A 19338-nucleotide genomic window follows, 5' to 3' on the forward strand; every position below is an offset into this window, starting at 1 on the left:
TGAAACTGACACAGTAGCCGAACCGTTTGTACCGCCATTGCAGGAAACATTAGTTTGCGAACCAGCCGAAGCAGTTAAAGCGGCAGGCTCGGTAATAGTGAATGACTGCGTAGCTTCACAGCCGTTGGCGTCCGTTACCGTTACGGTATAAGTACCTGCTGAAAGGTTATTAAGGGTAGGGCCCTGTACTACAGGAGCTTCAAAAAGTTTGATGTTATCAAATCCTGCATAATCACTTGCACCATCCTGTGTAGCCTGTAGCCTTAACCTTACGTAGTCAGCCGAAGCGGGTACAGTTATGGTTACGGTTTCCCATGCTCCTGTATTTTTATCAAGAGCTACAGGATTTGTCCATGTGTTTCCGTTATCAAAAGCAACTATGTATTCCATTGAATCAGGGCTGTCAAAACCAATGGTATAATAATCAAATGATAAAGTTAATTCTCCTTTATCAGAAATATCAATAGGTTCAAATGTAATTGTATGGGCAAAATTACCGCCACCATTATCATTGTTAATATCCTGTATGCCAAAGAAGTGTGTTCCTTCAGATGCAGCATCTATATTGCTACTGAAAGCCTCTATAATATTCCATACATCGTCTGAACCTGAAACAACAGGGTCACCTTCTGTATTATAAACAGCAGGATTAATTAAATAATTCCAGCTTCCTGTAGTTTCAAAGCCTTGTGCTGCTACAGTTCCTCCACTATTGCCTGTTCCCCAGTCATAAGTATAGGGCTGTGTGCCACCTGCAACAGCAACAGTAGCCGAACCGTTTGTACTGCCATTGCAGGCAATATTGGTTTGAGAACCTGTTGTAGCGATAAGTGCTGTTGGCTGGGTTATAGTTACCGAGGCGGTACCTGTACAGCCGTTAGCATCAGTTACAGTTACATTGTAAGTACCTGCAGCTACATCTGCTATAGAAGCAGTGGTAGCATTATTGTCCCATTCATAGGTGTAAGGCGCTGTTCCTCCGGTTATATTTACAGTTGCAGCACCATTTGAACCACCATTACATGATACGTTTGCATCAACTACAGCAGAAGCTACAGGAGGTGTATTTATTGTTACTGCTACAGATGTCCTGTCACTTTCAACGCCTAACTGGGTTTGCGATACATAGTATGTTCCTGTTGCAAGGTTTGTATCTCCCGTAAGTGGAGAACCTCCGGTTGCTACATCATACCACTGAAGATTGTCGCCTGTAGCTTCAAGGTCAGCTACGGTAGCAGCTTCACAAAACTGTTGTGCAGAAGCCACCGGGGGTGCTACGGTAAATGCAATAAAGCCACCGTTCAATGTAAAGTTACCCGCTTGATATATACCTGTAAGTTCCAGCTCCAGTTCCGCCTGGCCTGCAACACCATCAGTATCTATAAATAAAGTTGTAGAATCTGTATTTTGCTGAATTTGTACTGAATTGGCAGCAACGGCAGTACCATCCCCTTCAGTTACAGTTCCTGTTGTAAAATCAACTATAAGGCTGCCCGAAAGTTCACCGTTAATTGAACCCGGTTCCAGGCCAATTACATTAATCCTGTCTCCGGCACCAAAGTTGTCTATAATGTCAACACCCTGGCTATTTGCATAGTAAGTAAGTGTTTCAGCACTGTTACTTAATACAATATTGTCATTGTTTTGCGCTGTAAAGTAATCGTTCCTGTTATCTGAAACCGTATTGCCGCTTATGTTAAACAGCGATCCGTTTACGGCTCCGATTTCGGCTATAGCCACATCAAAACCGCTTATTGTATTACCTGTTACACTGGCATTGCTGCTGTTATATACGGCTATTCCAGCGTTAGAGAAACCTCCGTCGTTAGAAATATAATCGTTATACCATGACTGGTATGGTGTCCTTGTTATGGTATTGTTACTTAAAACAAGGCCGCTTCCTGCCTCATAGGTTAATATAGCCGATGGGCCGTACATGCCAAGGTTAAGGTAACTTCCCGGTTCTCCCGGTTCCGGTATAACAACACCTATACCTAATATCTGGTTGTTGGTAATTATACCTGTTGTACCTCTTCTGTCGCCATTTGCACCACCAAGGGAAGTCCTGTCGGTAGAAGCTATCTGGATACCATTTCCTGTACTGTAAAGTGTTTGTCCGTAACCCTGAATAGTGTTATCATGAATATTTACATCAAGGGTTGGCCCCCAGGCCAGGATAGCTGTTTTCTGGAATTTCTCTATATAAGAATTTCTTACTTCAAGGGTGTGGTTTCCGGCACCAGCGGCACTTTCGGCAAATATAGCTTCATTATGGTTCATGCCTGAAGGCTGGTCAGCCGGAAGGTATCCTGCAGGTATTGTAGCTCCAAAATCTGTAGCCAGTTCGCGAACACCTGTAATATTTACATTTTCTACCAAAAGGTTAGTGTTAAGAGCACCTATACCCTGGAATGCATACGAATCCTTATTCGGAAATGTGGCATCAGGAAGGTAACCCTGGTCAAAACCGTCAACAGTAAGGTCTTTAATTGTTACTTGAGAGGCATCATCGGTTTTAACACCAATAATTGCAACTACATCCTGAGCTTTAAGTGTTTTCCACCCGCCGTTTACAACAAGATTGGCAGCTAACGGAGAACGTACAATAGTTTGGGAAGTGCCCACGCCCTGTATTGTTATACCTGTAGTAACAGTTACCTGCTCGATATAAGTACCTGCACCAAGCGTTACCATATCTCCTGTTACAGAAGCATTAACAGCCTGCTGTATGGTTGGGTATTGGGTTGATGTGCTGTTATGTACAAGGTTTATTATACCATAAGGCATGGTAAATACTACCTCATTACCATAAGCAGTACCTTCAGAGTTTACAGCGTATGCCCTTATATAATAAGTTTCGCCAGGTGTTAATGATGAAACCGTTTCGGAGAACATTCCTTCACCTGCACCCATTTGTACTTTTGTATCAGCAGTAGTTGGGTTAGCCGAAGTGCTGTAAACAATACCTTTTTCAGTAACTGCAGCATCTCCGTCGTCGGTTACATTACCACCGGCAGAAAAGCTGTTTACGGTATATACCGTTATGTCATCTGTGGTTACTGTAGCAATTGTTGCGCAACCTGTAGCCCCATTTACTGTTGCATTAACCGTACCTGTACATCCATTAAAGTCTGTTATAGTTACCGTATAATTGCCTGCTGCAAGGCCCGTTCTATCTTCGGTAGTAATGCCACCGCCCCAGTCATAAGTATAAGGCCCTGTGCCACCTGTTGGTGTAAGGTTTATTGTACCGTCATTACCTCCGCTACAGGATAAATCAGTAACAACAGTACTCCCTGATACTGATGCTGCAGGCTCTGTAATAGTAAATGACTGCGTAGCTTCACAGCCGTTGGCATCCGTTACCGTTACGGTGTAAGTACCTGCTGAAAGCCCGGTTGCTGTTGCAGCCGTACCACCCATAGGAGCCCATGAATAAGTGTAACCTACAGTTCCGCCTGATACTGACACGGTAGCCGAACCGTTTGCACCACCATTACAAGCAACATTGGTTTGAGATGATGCTGTTAGGCTTAATGCAGTTGGCTGTGTTACTGTAAAGTTTACAGATGCGGTGCAGCCATTATTATCAGTTACGGTACACGTCCATGTACCTGCTGTAAGCCCTGTTACAGATGTTGTTCCATCACCCGTTGGGTTGCCCGGTGTCCAGTTATAAGTATATCCTCCTGCACCGCCAGTAGCTACATTTACTGATACTGCTCCTGTTGCACCGCCATTACAGGCAATGTTAGTCTGCGAAGCAGGGGTAAGGCTTAATGCAGTTGGCTGTGTTACTGTAAAGTTTACAGATGCGGTGCATCCATTATTATCAGTTACAGTACATGTCCATGTACCTGCTGTAAGCCCTGTTACAGATGTTGTTCCATCACCCGTTGGGTTGCCTGGTGTCCAGTTATAAGTATATCCTCCTGCACCGCCAGTAGCTACATTTACTGATGCTGCTCCTGTAGAACCGCCGTTACATGCAATATTGGTTTGTGAAGCAGGGGTAAGGGTTAATGCTGATGCAGGTTGGGTAATAGTTGTATTTGCAGTAGCAGTACAACCGTTAACATCAGTAACCGTAACCTGATACGGCCCGGCTGTAAGTCCTGTTGCCGTTGCTGTGGTTTGTGCAGAACTATCATTCCATAAATAAGTATATGGCCCTGTACCATTTGTGGCCGTAACCGTTACAGAGCCTGTGGCTCCTCCGTTACACGCAATATTTGTTTGCGATGTAATTGAAGCATCTACACCTGAAACTGTTACGTTTATAGTGGTAGAAGCTGTGGCAAATCCGTCAGATACCTGTATTGTAAAGCTGTCACTGCCCGTATAGTTAGCATTTGGCGTATAGCTAAGGCCTGTAGGAGTAACCTGTCCGCCATTAGTGGCAGCAGTATAAGAAGCTGCAACGGTTCCGTTACTTGCAGGAGATGTTACACTCCATGTTAGCGTTTGCCCATTGTTAGTATCATTTACTTGTAATAAGTTATTTATAGATACCGCACCGCTATTTCTGCATGCCTGGAGCGCCTGAGGGCTGCCGCCTGTAAATGTTGGAGCACTGTTAGGGTTGGTAACAGTTACTGTAAATATTGTAGAGGTACTGTTACACGTGGCAGTTTGTACTCTTATTGCAGCTACATAAGTGTTGTTAGGTGCGGTTGCAGGTACTGTTATAACTATAGGGGAAGCCGGCAATGGCTGAGGTGTGGATATATTGGTAAAACCTGCGGCCAAAGCCGTAGCAGACCATGTTATGGTATAGGTTACAGGGCTATTGGTAGTTGCTGTGTAAGGTAAGTTTGCCGAAGTAGCACCCTGAGGCACTGTAGGGCTTGTACCTAATGTAATAGTAGGTAATGGATTTACAGTTATAGTGGCACTGCCATTCATTGTCTGCTGGCAACTTCCTCCGTTGCTGGCTACTATTGTATAGGTACCTGCTGCAGTACGGGTACCGAACGAAATGTTGTTTCCTGTACCGTTTACCGGAGATCCTGAAGGGTCTGAACCCAAATAAAGCTGGTAAGAAACACCCACATCAGAATCAGAAAGACCAATGAAAACGCCTGACCCCCCCTGGCAGAAAGAACCGCCACCGGTAACGTTATATACTGTTAAGGCACAAGGAGGGGCATCAGGAGTGATGTTTACGCCTGAATATTGATTGGCAGTTATATCAATAGGATCTTCACTTGTGGTCCAGTTAGCAGGGGTGTTGATTGCCGCTCTTACCACTGAAACGCTTCCTGATAACGTTCCTGTGTATTTGGCATTATCTTCTTCAGATGCTGGAAGAGGGAATAATGCCACCGCATTTACACCGTTTGTCAGGCTTGAGGGCATACCGGAAGTATCTCCACTATTTGTTGTACAAGGCCCACTAATATGAGTGCAGGTAGCGCAATTAAGCCAACCACCGGCATCATCACACCCGGCAGTATGTACATAATTATCATCTCCATACAACCCGGCAATAAAAGTTGGGTTTGCCGGTTCAGCACCGGATGATGATTGGTAGGCAAAGATATTATCTCCTCCGAGCAGGCTGAAACCACTACCTCCTGCAGACAAAACTGCTGTCCCTCCGGAAGTAGATCCTGGTCCAGAGACCAAGGCAGTGACAGTAAAGAAATCGCCTGATGTCTCTATAATTGATACTATCGTACCCATAGTTATCCCCGGTGAAGTCCAAACAATATGGTCTTCTGCATTTGCATACCAGGTGTTGCCTGTAGCATTCCAGCCTTTATCTGTAAAATAAATCACTTCGTTAGCCGGTATATCTTTTAATGCTATAAAAGTAAATCCGTCATCTGCATCAGTATGATAGCCGACAAAGGCTATGTCTCCGGCTGCCAGTGTTTGTGCTTCTGCTTCGTGCCAGGGGACGAGAAAGCTGAGCAACGTTAATAAAATACATAATTTTTGTTTCATATAATAAGGATTTAGTTAATAATTGTTCGGTGGTGTAAGATATTCATTGTTATATAGATATATATAAGTAATTATACCTGAAAAATATGATAGCAATACAGTAGTATTACGTAAAATATTTATGTAAATATATGTTTTTTTATTAAAATAAAGTTAATTAGATATTTTTAAACATAAAAAATTATTAAATGATTAAATAATATTTAAATTTTAAATATTAACAAGTATTATTTCTTCAGAAACAATTTACGGTTTAACGTAACCTTACCACTAATTAACTTTATCCTATAACTTACCTGCCTTCAGTATATCTAACTTTATGATATACTAATTATAAATAAAAAGTTATGGGAATTATTAAAAACAACCACCAGGAAGGACCTGTTGCAAAGGCTATTGAAAATCAGACAGCTAAATTGCCTTCAGATGTGTTTTTATGGGCCGCATTGGGCTCGATGGCTGCATCAGCTACTTTAAAATGTTTGGGTAAAGATAAGAATGCCCTGTTTGTGGGGCAATGGGCAGCGCCATTTTTACTGTTGGGTATATACAATAAAATTGTAAAAGTGGAAGGCAGTGATAAAAGGGATAGCAAAAATGAAAATTCTTCTGTTATTGCCAACGACAATCCTTTGAATAACCCTGGAAGGCAGGAAAAAGATATAACAGTTTAAAAGATAAAATTATGGAAAATAAACATGTTTTAATTACAGGGGCTACCAGCGGTATAGGTTATGAGCTTGCCAGGCTTTTTGCCAAAGATGGCTATAATCTTGTACTGGTAGCACGTAATGAGGAAAATTTAAAGCACACCGCGCAGGAAATGGAGCGTTTAAATTCAGCTATACACACACATATTATACCTGCCGACCTTTTTGAAAAGGATGCTGCCCAAAAAATTTATGATAAAACCACTCAGTTGGGTATTACCATAAATGTTTTGGTAAATGATGCGGGGCAGGGCGAATGGGGGCGTTTTATTAAAACAGACCTTGAGCGCGAAATAGCACTTGTACAGCTTAATATTGTATCGCTTATCAGTTTAACAAAGTTTTATTTAAGGGAAATGGTAGAAAGGAACGAGGGTAAAATATTGCAACTGGCATCATCAGTATCCAAAGCACCCTCGCCATATCTTTCGGTATATGCAGCAACTAAGGCATTTGTATTATCATTTACTGAAGCCCTTATAGAGGAGCTTGAGGATACAGAAGTAACGGTTACAGCCCTTAGGCCGGAAGCTACCGACACCGACTTTTTCCATAAGGCCAAAGCTGAAAATACAGTAATATATAAGGAAGAGGATTTATATACCCCTGAAGAAGTGGCAGAGGCGGGCTATAAAGGTTTAATGGATGGCGAGAATGTTGTTATTCCCGGCTTTAAAAATAAAACACAGCATGCCATGAACACAATAATGCCCGATAGTGCCATTGCTGCCAACATGCACAAAAAGATGGAATCCAGCACTAAGGAAAATGGCAGGGAGCAATCATCACACGCTGCATCACAACGTGAGCGTAAAACTATAAATACTGAAAGGGCAGGGGTAAATGGCGATTATTAGCCAGTGTTTAAACTATGCAATGCATTTGTAAAATAATATAAAGAAACCAAGGGCACATAAAACTACCTTTGGTTAAACTTAAAAAATTACAGCTATGAAAAAGATAACATTAAACATTTTAGGATATGCCGCAGCCATACTTATGGTATTTTCCATTAGCGCATGCGGAGATAACCGTAATAATAACACTGATGGTAATGACGTGTCTGGCGAAAGTACTACTACAACGCCGGGTACGGGAGGTGTTCAGGAAGGGCAGGGCACAACCACCGGAAGCCCGCAAAATCCCGGAGATACTTTAAACAGTACAACATATGGTAATTCAACTATAGGCAACGATGCCGATAGTACAGCACAGCGCCCATAAAGTAATGTTTGGTTAGGTTACAATTCATAATTGGAAAAGCCTTGTTTTTACAAGGCTTTTTTCATTAGCTTTTTTAAGGTCAAGGCATTAAATGCCGCATATCCTTTTTCGTCATTATCAAAATACACATATACATCCTTATTATCCTTAATCCAGCTTTTGCATTGTTCTGTCCATTTTTTTAATGTTGAATCAGTATAGCTGCCCTGATATTTTGCTCCCGGGCCATGCAGCCGCACATAAACAAAATCGGCAGTTACGCTAAGCGGAGATATATGGCCTGCCAGCTCATAAATACAAAATGCACAGTTATACTGGCTTAACAACTTATATACATCTTCATTATACCAGGACTGATTCCTGAATTCAAAAACATGCCGCACATCTTTTGGAAGGTGCTTAAGGAAATTTTCCAGGCGCGGTATATCAATCTCCAGGCCTGGTGGCAGCTGATAGAGGACCGGGCCTAATTTATCTTTTAGCAATGCTATATTGTCAAGGAATTTTTCAAGGCTTTCATCAGGGTCATTAAGTTTTTTTAAATGCGTTATATAGCGGTTGGCCTTTATTACATAAACAAAACCTTCGGGCGAATTGTTATACCACTTTTCAAAAGTTTCCTTTGCAGGCAGCCGGTAAAACGAATTATTTATTTCAACTGTATTAAAATGTTCCTGATAGTATAAAAAATGGTCTTTAACCTTTATATCATCAGGATAAAATGTACCTCTCCAGTGTTTATACTGCCAGCCCGAAGTGCCTATATATACTGTTTTGCCCATAAACTGTTTTTATGATTAGTAACATTTATTGGGTATTTTTATCTGCAATTTTATAGGTAGTAAGGGCAAATGCTGTAAAAATTATATGTGCTATGAATAACTGCCTGTAATAGCCGTAGCGGTTATTGTAAGGCGGTTTTTTATGCTGGGCAAATATTGTTTTCCATACGGCAATACCTATAACACCGCTAATGGCTCCGACTATAATTATTCTCCTTGCGTTTGGGTATTTTACCAGCCTGCGGTACAAAAGCCAGTATGCTGCCATGAAGCCAAGCCCTGTAAGGTAATGAAGTACCCAGCCTGCCGGGTGCAGCGCCTCATTTTGTATATCGGGTAAGTTTTCCGATTTATCAACAAGCTTATTCAGCACAACCGGTTCTACATACTGCTGCCTTTCTTTTTTAGATTTCCAGTAGCTGTACAACGTCATAAAAGTTGTGCCGGCAAAAGCCGCTATAGCTATTTTATATGTTGTTTTCATAAATTTACTTTAATGCTGAAAGCCCTTCGTTAACCGTTTTAATAGCTTTTTTATACAATTCATTATTCCCCTTGCCGGCCTGTTTTAAAATATCCCTGCATTCTTTAAAATAGCGCCGGGCAAAAGCAGGATCGTGCACTGCTATTTCCAAACTGTTATCTATAATATCGGCATACTTAATAGTTTGTGCATTTGCACTTGTTTTGGCAATTCTTTTTAACTCCATGCCTTTTCTTGTATCCCTGTTCCATTGAGGATAAGCCGATTTTACATATTCATCCGTCAGCTCTTCCACCAGTTTTAAAGTCTTCCAGGCTTTTTCCGCGTCCATAACTGTTTTAAGGAATTCAAGTAATTCCCCGCTTTCAACTGCCGTGTCTTCCAAAACATCATGAAGTAGGGCGGCAGCCAGAACAGGTAAAGAATCAGTATATTCCCTGCACGTTTGCATAACGCGTACAGGGTGAACAATATATTTTTCGGATGTATATTTACGTTTTTGGCCATCATGCGCACTATCAGCAAAATCCAGTACTTTTTTTAAAATATCTTCCATGGCAAAACCTTTTTAATAATGCTGTAAGTACCAAGTGCCGAATTCAAGTTCCGGCACTTTAGTATCCTAATTACATTAATTAAGTAATACAACAAGGTAAAGCACTGCCAAATAAAAAACTATGGCTTTAGTACTACCTTAACGCAGTTATCTTTTTTGTTGTTGAATATATCATACATGTTGGATGCCTCTGATAATGGAACATTATGTGTAATAATATCATCCAGGGTTACTTTGCCTGTATTCACAAGCTCAATTAAATGGTCTATATAATTGTGTACAAATGCCTGCCCACCACGAAGCTTCAGCCCCTTGTCAAACCATTGATGAAGTGGAAAATTATCATAAGGAGAACCATAAACACCCACTACAGTAACTGTACCGCCACGCCTCACGGCATCCATACAGTAACCTAATACCTTCATGGTGCCCACTTCACCCTGAATTACATTCATGGCTTTATCTATAAATGTGCGGTGGGCTTCCATACCTACAGCATCAACACACACATCAGCACCATATCCGTTCGTCATGCTGCGGATAATTTCAACAGCATCATTTTCTTTAGCATTTATTGTTTCCACCTTTGCTGCTTTTTTAGCCATTTCCAGCCTGTAGGGCTCTATATCTATTCCTATTACCCTTCCGGCACCCCTTAACCATGCCGATTTCATTGCCATGATGCCTACAGGCCCGCAACCAAATACGGCAACGGTTTCACCGCCTTTAAGTTTGGCCCAGTCTATTGCCGCCCATCCGGTAGGGAAAATATCCGTAAGGAAAAGTGCCTGCTCATCGGTTAAATTATCGGAAACTTTACGTGGGCCAATATCAGCATACGGAACCCTTACATATTCAGCCTGTCCGCCACTGTAACCGCCGTAAAGGTCAGTATAGCCAAAAAGCGCACCGCCTTTGCCTTCGGTAAGCCCGCCTTCAGGGCCATAAAATTCAGGATTTGAATTTTCGCAGTGCGTGGGCAGGTTCATGTTGCAAAAATGGCATGTGCCGCAGGATATAGGGAAAGGGACTACTACACGGTCTCCTTTTTTAAGGTTTTTAACCCCGCTTCCCACTTCCTCAACAATACCCATAAATTCATGTCCTAAAATCATGTCCTTAGGCTGGGGGAAAGCCCCGTTATATATATGGAGGTCAGACCCGCATATGGCGGTAGATGTAACTTTTAATATTACATCGGTATTTTCTTCAATAATCGGGTCATCAACTGTGTCTACACTTACATCTTTGGGTTTGTGAAATACTAATGCTTTCATAATACGTGTTTTTTAATGTTTAACGAATATCTTATCTATAAAATTCGCTTTTACATTTCCCTTTTTCCTTACATCATTTTTCTTATTCCTTACATATTTACACGTGTATTCTCAATCATATAAGCATATAAGAAAATCATGTAATGCCTGCGGTTTTTTACAAAACTAAATTTGTAGGAAAGGTTATCTAAAAATCTTTACAGGGGGGATAAAATATGATAAAAACGGCTTTAATAACCGGAGGCAGCAATGGTATAGGCAAAGCTATTGCACAAAAACTTGCCAAAGAAAATATAGAGGTAATTAATGCTGACACAGAAGAACAGGAAGCAGGGCCTGAAAATTTAGTGTACAGGAAATGCGATGTAACAAATGGAGAAGATATAGATGCCCTTTATGCATGGCTATACGAAAAGCAGGCTCTTCCTGATGTACTTGTTTTAAATGCCGGAACCGGAATACATGAAAAACTTTTAGAGGGCGACCCGGAAAAGTGGAAAAACACTATAGACCTTAATGTAATGGGTATATTAAGGTGTATAAGGGCTTTTGTACCGCATATGCAGGAAAAAAAGCACGGCAGGGTAATTTTTATATCATCAGTAGCGGCTTTTAAACCATATGAATATGGTGGGGTTTACAGCGCATCAAAAGCTGCTTTGGAAATGATTGCGGAAACCCTTTGGCTGGAAACACAGCCTTACATTGCTGTAACAACTATTAATGCAGGTATAACCGATACCGGATTTTTTAAGGGCAGGCTTTTAAAAGACCAAACCGTAGCGGATTTAGGTATGGGGAGCCTTTTGCCACAGAATATTGCTGATGATGTGTGGCATGTGCTTTCCAAAAGAGATGGGGCTGTAATCAACAGGATTATAACACGCCCTGCACAACAATTATTTTAAAAACAACCAAACAAATTTATATACCACATGAAAAAAAGAGTATTAATAACAGGCGGTGCAGGATTCATAGGTTCACACCTGGCAGATGAGCTAATAGGGAAAGGGTATCAGGTCAGGGTGCTGGATAACCTTTCGGAACAGGTGCATGGCCCTATGGCTCAACGACCGGATTACCTTAACCCGCAGGCGGAACTTGTTGTTGGAGATGTACGCAACAAGAAAGCAGTAAGGGAAGCCCTGGATGGTGTTGATGCCGTTTTTCATTTTGCAGCTATGGTAGGGGTAGGGCAAAGCATGTACCAGATTGAAGATTATACAAGTGTAAATAACATTGGTACTTCGGTATTACTGGAAGCTTTAATAGAAAATCCTGTAAAAAAATTAATAGTAGCATCAAGCATGAGTATTTATGGTGAAGGGCTTTACAAAACGGCAACAGGCACATATATACAGGAATGCGACCGTTTGCTGGAAAATTTGCGCCGCCAAAGGTGGGATATGTATGATGATGAAGAAACACCTTATATACCCATCCCCACACCGGAATATAAAAAGCCGTGCCTTTCATCGGTTTATGCACTTTCAAAGTATGACCAGGAACGTTTGTGCCTTATAACAGGCAAGGCTTATAATATACCTACCACGGCACTGAGGTTTTTTAATGTTTATGGTACCCGACAGGCACTATCTAACCCATATACAGGCGTGTTGGCCATTTTTGCCTCCCGGCTTTTAAATAACAATCCACCGATGATTTTTGAGGATGGAATGCAAAAAAGGGATTTTGTGCATGTAAAAGATGTGGCAAGGGCCTGCAGGCTCGCGCTCGAAACCCCGGAGGCTGATGGAGAGGTATTTAATATAGGCAGCGGCAATCAATATACTATCAGGGAAATTGCAGATAAACTTGCAATGGTAATGGGTAAAAGCAATAAGGCCGAGGTTACGGGCAAGTACCGTGTAGGTGACATAAGGCACTGTTTTGCTGACTTAACCAAAGCCACTGCTTTACTTGGTTATGAGCCTCAGGTAAATTTCGAGGATGGGCTTACCGAACTTGCACAATGGCTTGAAGGCCAGATAGCTGTTGACAGTGTAAATAAAGCAACTGAAGAATTAGCCTCCCGCGGCCTTACCGTTTAAATAAGATATTGATATGAAAGAGAGAAGTCAAATAAAAACACCGATGGTAGGTATTGTTGAGTGGTTCAGGCCGGGACAGTACCAAGAAGTAAAGGAAGCCATAAAAGATTTCGGAAAATTAGGAATAAAACATTTACGTACAGGTATATCATGGGCGGAATGGCATGTGGAGGGTAATGAAGAATGGTATGACTGGCTTTTTCCTGAACTTGCAAAACATGTAAACGTTTTACCTTGCTTTTTATATACGCCGCCATCTTTAGGTATATCCCCTAAAGTATCTTCCCCACCCAAAAACCCTAAAGATTTTGCAGATTTTGTAGATGTAATAATTACACGCTATGGCGATTATTTTGACTGGGTAGAGTTGTGGAATGAACCAAATAACAGGGTAGAATATGATTTTACTATGGATTATTCCTGGAACAGGTTTTCAGAAATGATTGGTATGGCAGCCTATTGGGCAAAACATAAAGGCAAGAAAACCCTTTTGGGAGGCATGAGCCCAATAGACCCGAACTGGCTTCAGATGATGGCAGAAAAAGGCACATTGCAATATATTGACGCTATCGGCATACATGGATTTCCGGGTGTATTTGACCAGCAGTGGACTAACTGGCAGGAAAATATTTCGGCAGTAAGGCAGGTACTTGAAGATAATAGCCTTGAGAAAGAATTATGGATTACCGAAGCCGGTTTTTCTACCTGGCAGGATGATGAGGTAAAACAATGGGAAGAATTTAAAAATGCGGTTACCACTGATGCCGACAGGGTATATTGGTATGGCTTAAAAGACCTTAACCCTGTTTACCCTACCGTTGGCGGGTTTCACCTGGATGACCGTGAATATTTTTTCGGGATGAAAAAATATGACGGTACCGAAAAATTACTGTATAAACTATTATCAAAAAATGGCATGGAAAATATTAGCAACCATACATACATCCGTAAACAATATGCATTTAATGAGGGCGAAAAATATGTGCTTATAACCGGGGGAGCCGGTTTTGTTGGTACTAACCTTGCCAAGAGGCTTTTAAGCACAGGAAAACGTGTTATGATTTATGATAACATATCCCGTGACGGCGTAGAAAACAACCTGAAATGGCTACAGGAAAAATATGGCGACAGGCTTTTGGTACAGATTGCCGATGTAAAGGAAAAAAGGATACTGGAAGAATGTGTTAAGAATGCAGAACAGGTATTTCATTTTTCGGCTCAGGTAGCAGTAACATCTTCTTTAACTAACCCTGAACATGATTTTGAGGTAAACATTAAAGGCACTTTCAACCTGTTGGAAGCTATCCGTAAATCAGCTCATAAACCGCCGCTGGTTTTTACTTCAACCAATAAAGTGTATGGAGATTTAACGGATTTGGGCCTTATTACAGATGAAACAAGGTACTATCCTGAAAATAACGAAATATGCAATAATGGTGTCGATGAAAGCCGGCCGCTTGATTTCCATAGTCCCTATGGTTGTTCTAAAGGCTCAGCAGACCAGTATGTATTGGACTATTCCAGGTCCTATGGTTTAAAAACGGCTGTATTCAGGATGAGTTGTATTTATGGTCCGCACCAGTTTGGCAATGAAGACCAGGGGTGGGTTGCCCATTTCCTTATCAGTGCATTGCAGGACAAGCCTATAGTTATTTATGGCAACGGTAAGCAGGTGAGGGACATTCTTTTTGTTGAGGATTTAGTTGATGCATTTTTGCTGGCACAACAAAATATGGATAAAATATCCGGTAATGCCTTCAATATAGGCGGAGGGCTCCAAAATACGGTTAGCCTGATGGAAATTTTAGAAATAATCAGGCAAAAAACCGGTAAGGCTATTGATATTTCTTATGAAACATGGAGAACAGGAGACCAGCAATACTATGTTTCCAACACTTCTAAATTTAAAACAGCAACGGGCTGGTCTCCAAAATTCTCTGTATCACAAGGTGTGGACGAACTTTTATTATGGCTGTGCAAAAGCAGGAATATCAGCCTTAAGCAGGATAAAGTTTCATCAAAAGCAATTGCAGTATGATGGAAACAGTTTCAAACCTAAATATAGCAAATAAATCTGTAAAACTAGTTTCAACCATGAAAGCGGCTGCACTTGCCGCCCCACTTTCTGTTACTATAGAAACCGCCCCGCTTCCGCAACCTCAAAAAGATGAAGTAAGGATAAAAATACAGGGTTGTGGCGTTTGTGCCTCAAGCATACCCGTTTGGGAAGGGCGTGAGTGGTTTTCCTACCCTGTACCAGCCGGAAGCCCCGGGCATGAAGGCTGGGGGATAATTGATGCTGTAGGAAATGATGTTTCAGGATTAAAAACAGGCGACAGGGTAGCATGCCTTTCTTATAATGCCTTTGCCGAATATGATGTTGCAAGGGCAAGCCAGGTAGTAAAACTGCCTTCATCATTAAACGATATGCCGTTTCCCGGTGAGGCGCTGGGCTGTGTTATGAATATTTTTAACCGCAGTGATATTAAAAGCGGGCAAACTGTTGCAGTTGTAGGAGCAGGGTTTATAGGGCTTTTGCTTATTGAGCTTGCCAAATCGGCAGGGGCAAAAGTAATTGCGGTTTCAAAACGTGAGTTTTCCTTAAATGCAGCAATTACAGCAGGAGCTGATAACGCTGTGGCTATGGATGACCATTATAAGATTATAAATAAAGTAAAGGAACTGACAGGCGGCAGTTTTTGCGACAGGGTGATTGAAGTAACGGGTAAGGAATGGCCATTAAACCTTGCAATAGAACTGACTGCTGAGCGTGGTAAATTAATTGTGGCAGGCTATCATCAGGATGGAATGAGGCAGGTAAACATGCAGCTGCTTAACTGGCGCGGTATTGATATGATTAACGCACACGAAAGAAACCCCGAACAATATATACAGGGCATTAAACAGGCTATAAAAGCCATAGAGGAGGGCAGGATGAATCCTTTTCCGCTATTTACACATTCTTTCCCGTTAATAGAAACAGGTAGGGCTTTTGATATGCTTACCGCAAGGCCTGATGGTTTTATAAAAGCACTAATAGTAAATACCGAAAAATCATGACAGAAACAGGTACGGAGAAAGAAAAAAAGATTTTATCGCTGGGCTTTATAGGAGTAGGGTGGATAGGCAGGAACAGGATGGAAGTACTTATTAATAAAGCAAATGCAAAGCCGGTAGCCATTGCCGAACCCTACAGCACTAATGCCGCCGATGCACTTACAGCGGCTGCGGGTGCAACCTTAGTACAAACACCGCAAGAGGTTTATAATATTGATAAGCTGGACGGAGTAGTAATTGCTACACCAAGTGCAATTCACGCTGCACAGTCGATAGCAGCCCTGAAATCCGGTAAGGCAGTATTTTGTCAAAAACCTTTAGGTAGGACAGCCAGTGAGGTAAAAGAGGTAATACAGGCCTCGCAGGAAGCAGGTAAGCTCCTTTCCGTAGATATGTCTTACAGGCATACAAAAGCTTTTCAGGCTGTTTATGATTGTATAAATAATGGTGAAATTGGAAAAATATATGCAGTTGACCTTATTTTTCATAACGCTTATGGGCCTGATAAGGAATGGTTTTATGATATAGAGCAATCAGGCGGCGGCTGTGTTATGGACCTGGGAATACACATGGCCGATATGGCTTTGTGCTGCTTGGGCTTTCCGAAAATAAACGAAGTTAAAAGCCATTTATTCAGTAAGGGTATAAAGTTGCAGCCTCAGGAAAAAAAAGTAGAGGACTTTGCCAAAGTATTTATGCTAACGGAAGATGATACCGCAATAAGCATTGAATGCTCATGGCATGTATCGGCAGGGCAGGATGCAGTAATTGAAGCTGTATTTTATGGTACTGAAGGCGGCGTTGCCTTTAAAAACTGCAATGGCTCATTTTATGATTTTAAAGCAGAAAAATATAAAGGTACTTATAAAGAAAACCTTGTAGTGCCTCCTGATGACTGGAGCGGCAGGGCGGGGCTTGTATGGGCATCCCAGCTATTGGCCGGGCATGGGTATAACAGTATTAGCGCCGCAGAATATTTACAAACAGCCCAATTAATTGACAGGATTTATGGAAGACAGGATTAAAATATTAATGACAGCTGATACAGTGGGTGGTGTATGGACATATGCCATAAATCTTTGCAAAGGACTTCAGGATTATAATGCAGAGATACATTTAATGACAATGGGTGGCAGCCTGGATAAAAGCCAGGTAAGGCAGATAAGCCAGTTAAGGAATATTTTTTTGTATTGCAGCGATTATAAACTGGAGTGGATGGATAATCCCTGGGAAGACGTAAAGCTTGCTGGGCAATGGATAAGTTCTGTATATAAAAAAGTTAAGCCTGATATAGTACATTTTAACAACTATGGCGAACTGTGTGGTGAATGGATGTGCCCTGTAGTTACTGTATTTCACTCCTGCGTGCAAACATGGTGGAAAGCGGTTAAAACAAGTAAGATACCTGCGGAATGGGAAAAATACTGTTTTATTGTGGAAAAAGCCCTTTTCTTTTCAGATGTACTGGTTGCGCCATCGGCAGCAATGCTTACAGAGGCAGAAAAAGTGTATGGCAGGATTGGCTTTTCAAAGGTAATATATAACGGAAGTGATGATGCAGGATATGTTACCGAGGCAAAAGAACCCTTTATACTTTCGGCAGGGCGTGTTTGGGATGAAGCCAAAAATATAGCAATGCTTTCTGAAGTTGCAGCCCGGCTTAAATGGCCGGTTTACATTGCAGGAAACCATGAAAGCCCTTTTACGGGTGCTGCTGCCATTCCTGAAAATGTACATTTTTTAGGGCAGTTATCGCAGGAGGAACTGCAATATTATATGGACAGGGCATCAATTTTTGTAATGCCTGCAAAATATGAACCTTTTGGGCTTGCAATACTCGAAGCTGCAAAATCAGGGTGTGCACTGGTACTGGGTAATATATCATCGCTAAACGAAATATGGGAAGATACAGCAATGTATTTTGACCCCGATGATAAAGAACAGGCTGTAAATGTAATCAATAGGCTTATTAAGGATGACAGATTACGTGCCGAGATTTCATCAAAATCGAGTGGCCGGGCCAAAGAATTTACTATAGAAAAAATGGCTTCTGAATATATGGAATTGTATAAAGGGCTGCTGGTAGAAAAGCACCTGAAGAAACGTAATAAAATAAGTGTATGAAAATAGTAATGTTTTACCATTCCCTTGTTTCCGACTGGAATCATGGCAACGCCCATTTTTTAAGGGGAATTGTAAAGGAACTTTTAAGCAGGGGGCATAAAGTAAAAACGTATGAACCTTTAAATTCATGGAGTCTTACCAATTTGCTTAAAGACCACGGGCAACAAAAAATAAATGAATATAAAGAATATTATCCTATGCTTGATGCAGGCTTTTATAATCCGGATAACCCGGATTATGATGAAATGCTGTACGGCGCAGATGTTGTTATTGTGCACGAATGGAACAGCCACGGGTTTATAAAGGAAATAGGAAAGTTAAAAGCCAAATATGGGTACCAGCTTTTATTTCATGATACCCACCACAGGGCAGTGTCTGAAGTTAAAAGCATGCGGCAGTATGATTTTTCCAATTATGATGGTGCTTTGGTATTTGGTAAAGTAATAAGGGATATTTATTTGGAAAACAACTGGATTAAAAATGTTTGGGTATGGCACGAAGCTGCAGATACCACACTTTTTTCACCACGGGAACAAAACCAAAAAGAAGGAGACCTTGTTTGGATAGGAAACTGGGGAGATGATGAACGTACCGAGGAACTAATGGAATTTCTTATTAACCCTGTAAAAGAACTTGGGCTTAAAGCAAAAGTATATGGAGTGCGTTACCCTCAAAAGGCTTTGGATGCACTTGCAGATGCAGGTATAGAATATGGGGGCTGGCTGCCTAACTATAAAGTGCCCGATGTATTTTCCAGGTATAAAGTTACTGTACATGTGCCAAGGGGGCCTTATGTAAAATGGCTGCCTGGCATACCTACAATACGTCCTTTTGAAGCTATGGCCTGCGGTATCCCGCTTGTATCATCCCCATGGCAGGATGCTGAAAACCTTTTTAAGCCGGGAACCGATTTCCTCACTGCATCAAATGGTAATGAAATGAAAAAGCAATTGCACAGGGTACTTTCTGATGAAGCAGTTGCAGCACAACTTTCAAAAAACGGCAGGGATACTATTTTAAAAAGGCATACCTGCTCCCACCGGGCAGATGAATTGGAGCTGGTTATAAGGCAGATGGGCATAGAAAAATCAGTTATGGAAAATGTACAACTTAACCCTTCTTAA

Annotated in this window: 15 protein-coding genes; 10 read left to right on the forward strand and 5 right to left on the reverse strand. The window is 41.4% G+C overall.

Going from position 1 to position 19338, the window contains the following annotated elements; all coding sequences use genetic code 11:
• Nucleotides 1-5949: S-layer family protein (locus tag GSF09_RS01405; protein WP_201309310.1), on the reverse strand; the 5949-nt coding region annotated here is incomplete at its 3' end.
• A 347-nt stretch (nt 5950-6296) separates the two neighbouring features.
• Between GSF09_RS01405 and GSF09_RS01410 the strand changes: the two genes are divergently transcribed.
• The 3 genes from GSF09_RS01410 (at nt 6297) to GSF09_RS01420 (ending at nt 7883) form a co-directional block, all read left to right on the forward strand.
• Nucleotides 6297-6623, forward strand: coding sequence for a hypothetical protein (locus tag GSF09_RS01410; RefSeq protein ID WP_201309311.1), 327 nt, complete (start codon nt 6297-6299; stop codon nt 6621-6623).
• A gap of 11 nt (nt 6624-6634) precedes the next feature.
• Entirely contained in the window at nt 6635-7516 is an 882-nt protein-coding gene (locus tag GSF09_RS01415; RefSeq protein WP_159799143.1) for an SDR family oxidoreductase, read from the forward strand.
• Nucleotides 7517-7610: 94 nt separating this feature from the next.
• The gene (locus tag GSF09_RS01420; RefSeq protein ID WP_159799144.1) at nt 7611-7883 is read left to right on the forward strand and encodes a hypothetical protein; all 273 of its coding nucleotides are present in this window, start codon (nt 7611-7613) and stop codon (nt 7881-7883) included.
• 47 nt (nt 7884-7930) lie between these two features.
• Here GSF09_RS01420 and GSF09_RS01425 read toward each other — a convergent pair whose 3' ends face one another.
• The 4 genes from GSF09_RS01425 to GSF09_RS01440 all read right to left on the reverse strand — a co-directional run bounded on the left by GSF09_RS01425 (nt 7931) and on the right by GSF09_RS01440 (nt 10982).
• Complete coding sequence (locus GSF09_RS01425) at nt 7931-8665, reverse strand: DUF72 domain-containing protein (RefSeq protein WP_159799145.1); 735 nt, start codon at nt 8663-8665, stop codon at nt 7931-7933.
• A 25-nt stretch (nt 8666-8690) separates the two neighbouring features.
• The gene (locus tag GSF09_RS01430) at nt 8691-9149 is read right to left on the reverse strand and encodes a hypothetical protein (protein ID WP_159799146.1); all 459 of its coding nucleotides are present in this window, start codon (nt 9147-9149) and stop codon (nt 8691-8693) included.
• Between the two features lie 4 nt (nt 9150-9153).
• Nucleotides 9154-9705, reverse strand: a complete 552-nt coding sequence (locus GSF09_RS01435; RefSeq protein ID WP_159799147.1) for an HD domain-containing protein — start codon at nt 9703-9705, stop codon at nt 9154-9156.
• A gap of 119 nt (nt 9706-9824) precedes the next feature.
• Entirely contained in the window at nt 9825-10982 is a 1158-nt protein-coding gene (locus GSF09_RS01440; RefSeq protein ID WP_159799148.1) for a zinc-dependent alcohol dehydrogenase, read from the reverse strand.
• Nucleotides 10983-11197: 215 nt separating this feature from the next.
• On the opposite strand from GSF09_RS01440, the gene GSF09_RS01445 reads away from it, so the two are divergent.
• From GSF09_RS01445 to GSF09_RS01475, 7 genes are read left to right on the forward strand one after another with little or no spacing between them, the layout of a single operon-like run.
• Nucleotides 11198-11890: an SDR family oxidoreductase gene (locus GSF09_RS01445; RefSeq protein WP_159799149.1), complete on the forward strand. Its 693-nt coding sequence runs from the start codon at nt 11198-11200 to the stop codon at nt 11888-11890.
• 27 nt (nt 11891-11917) lie between these two features.
• The gene (locus GSF09_RS01450; protein WP_159799150.1) at nt 11918-13033 is read left to right on the forward strand and encodes an NAD(P)-dependent oxidoreductase; all 1116 of its coding nucleotides are present in this window, start codon (nt 11918-11920) and stop codon (nt 13031-13033) included.
• Nucleotides 13034-13046: 13 nt separating this feature from the next.
• Nucleotides 13047-15071 (forward strand): GDP-mannose 4,6-dehydratase, encoded by a 2025-nt coding sequence (locus tag GSF09_RS01455; protein WP_159799151.1) that lies wholly within the window; start codon nt 13047-13049, stop codon nt 15069-15071.
• Complete coding sequence (locus GSF09_RS01460) at nt 15068-16093, forward strand: zinc-binding dehydrogenase (protein ID WP_201309312.1); 1026 nt, start codon at nt 15068-15070, stop codon at nt 16091-16093. The genes GSF09_RS01455 and GSF09_RS01460 overlap by 4 nt, the downstream gene beginning before the upstream one ends.
• The gene (locus GSF09_RS01465) at nt 16090-17115 is read left to right on the forward strand and encodes a Gfo/Idh/MocA family protein (protein ID WP_159799152.1); all 1026 of its coding nucleotides are present in this window, start codon (nt 16090-16092) and stop codon (nt 17113-17115) included. Before GSF09_RS01460 ends, GSF09_RS01465 begins: the two co-directional genes overlap by 4 nt.
• Nucleotides 17099-18214, forward strand: a complete 1116-nt coding sequence (locus tag GSF09_RS01470; protein ID WP_159799153.1) for a glycosyltransferase family 4 protein — start codon at nt 17099-17101, stop codon at nt 18212-18214. The genes GSF09_RS01465 and GSF09_RS01470 overlap by 17 nt, the downstream gene beginning before the upstream one ends.
• Entirely contained in the window at nt 18211-19338 is a 1128-nt protein-coding gene (locus tag GSF09_RS01475; protein WP_159799154.1) for a glycosyltransferase, read from the forward strand. Before GSF09_RS01470 ends, GSF09_RS01475 begins: the two co-directional genes overlap by 4 nt.

This window comes from Flavobacterium sp. MK4S-17 (assembly GCF_009848495.1).
Classification (GTDB): Bacteria; Bacteroidota; Bacteroidia; order Flavobacteriales; family Flavobacteriaceae; genus Flavobacterium.

Excerpts from the sequence above, each read along its gene's own strand:
- GSF09_RS01410 (WP_201309311.1), top strand. The coding sequence starts at position 6,297 with ATGGGAATTATTAAAAACAACCACCAGGAAGGACCTGTTGCAAAGGCT.
- GSF09_RS01415 (WP_159799143.1), top strand. The coding sequence starts at position 6,635 with ATGGAAAATAAACATGTTTTAATTACAGGGGCTACCAGCGGTATAGGT.
- GSF09_RS01420 (WP_159799144.1), top strand. The coding sequence starts at position 7,611 with ATGAAAAAGATAACATTAAACATTTTAGGATATGCCGCAGCCATACTT.
- GSF09_RS01425 (WP_159799145.1), bottom strand. The coding sequence starts at position 8,665 with ATGGGCAAAACAGTATATATAGGCACTTCGGGCTGGCAGTATAAACAC.
- GSF09_RS01430 (WP_159799146.1), bottom strand. The coding sequence starts at position 9,149 with ATGAAAACAACATATAAAATAGCTATAGCGGCTTTTGCCGGCACAACT.
- GSF09_RS01435 (WP_159799147.1), bottom strand. The coding sequence starts at position 9,705 with ATGGAAGATATTTTAAAAAAAGTACTGGATTTTGCTGATAGTGCGCAT.
- GSF09_RS01440 (WP_159799148.1), bottom strand. The coding sequence starts at position 10,982 with ATGAAAGCATTAGTATTTCACAAACCCAAAGATGTAAGTGTAGACACA.
- GSF09_RS01445 (WP_159799149.1), top strand. The coding sequence starts at position 11,198 with ATGATAAAAACGGCTTTAATAACCGGAGGCAGCAATGGTATAGGCAAA.
- GSF09_RS01450 (WP_159799150.1), top strand. The coding sequence starts at position 11,918 with ATGAAAAAAAGAGTATTAATAACAGGCGGTGCAGGATTCATAGGTTCA.
- GSF09_RS01455 (WP_159799151.1), top strand. The coding sequence starts at position 13,047 with ATGAAAGAGAGAAGTCAAATAAAAACACCGATGGTAGGTATTGTTGAG.
- GSF09_RS01460 (WP_201309312.1), top strand. The coding sequence starts at position 15,068 with ATGATGGAAACAGTTTCAAACCTAAATATAGCAAATAAATCTGTAAAA.
- GSF09_RS01465 (WP_159799152.1), top strand. The coding sequence starts at position 16,090 with ATGACAGAAACAGGTACGGAGAAAGAAAAAAAGATTTTATCGCTGGGC.
- GSF09_RS01470 (WP_159799153.1), top strand. The coding sequence starts at position 17,099 with ATGGAAGACAGGATTAAAATATTAATGACAGCTGATACAGTGGGTGGT.
- GSF09_RS01475 (WP_159799154.1), top strand. The coding sequence starts at position 18,211 with ATGAAAATAGTAATGTTTTACCATTCCCTTGTTTCCGACTGGAATCAT.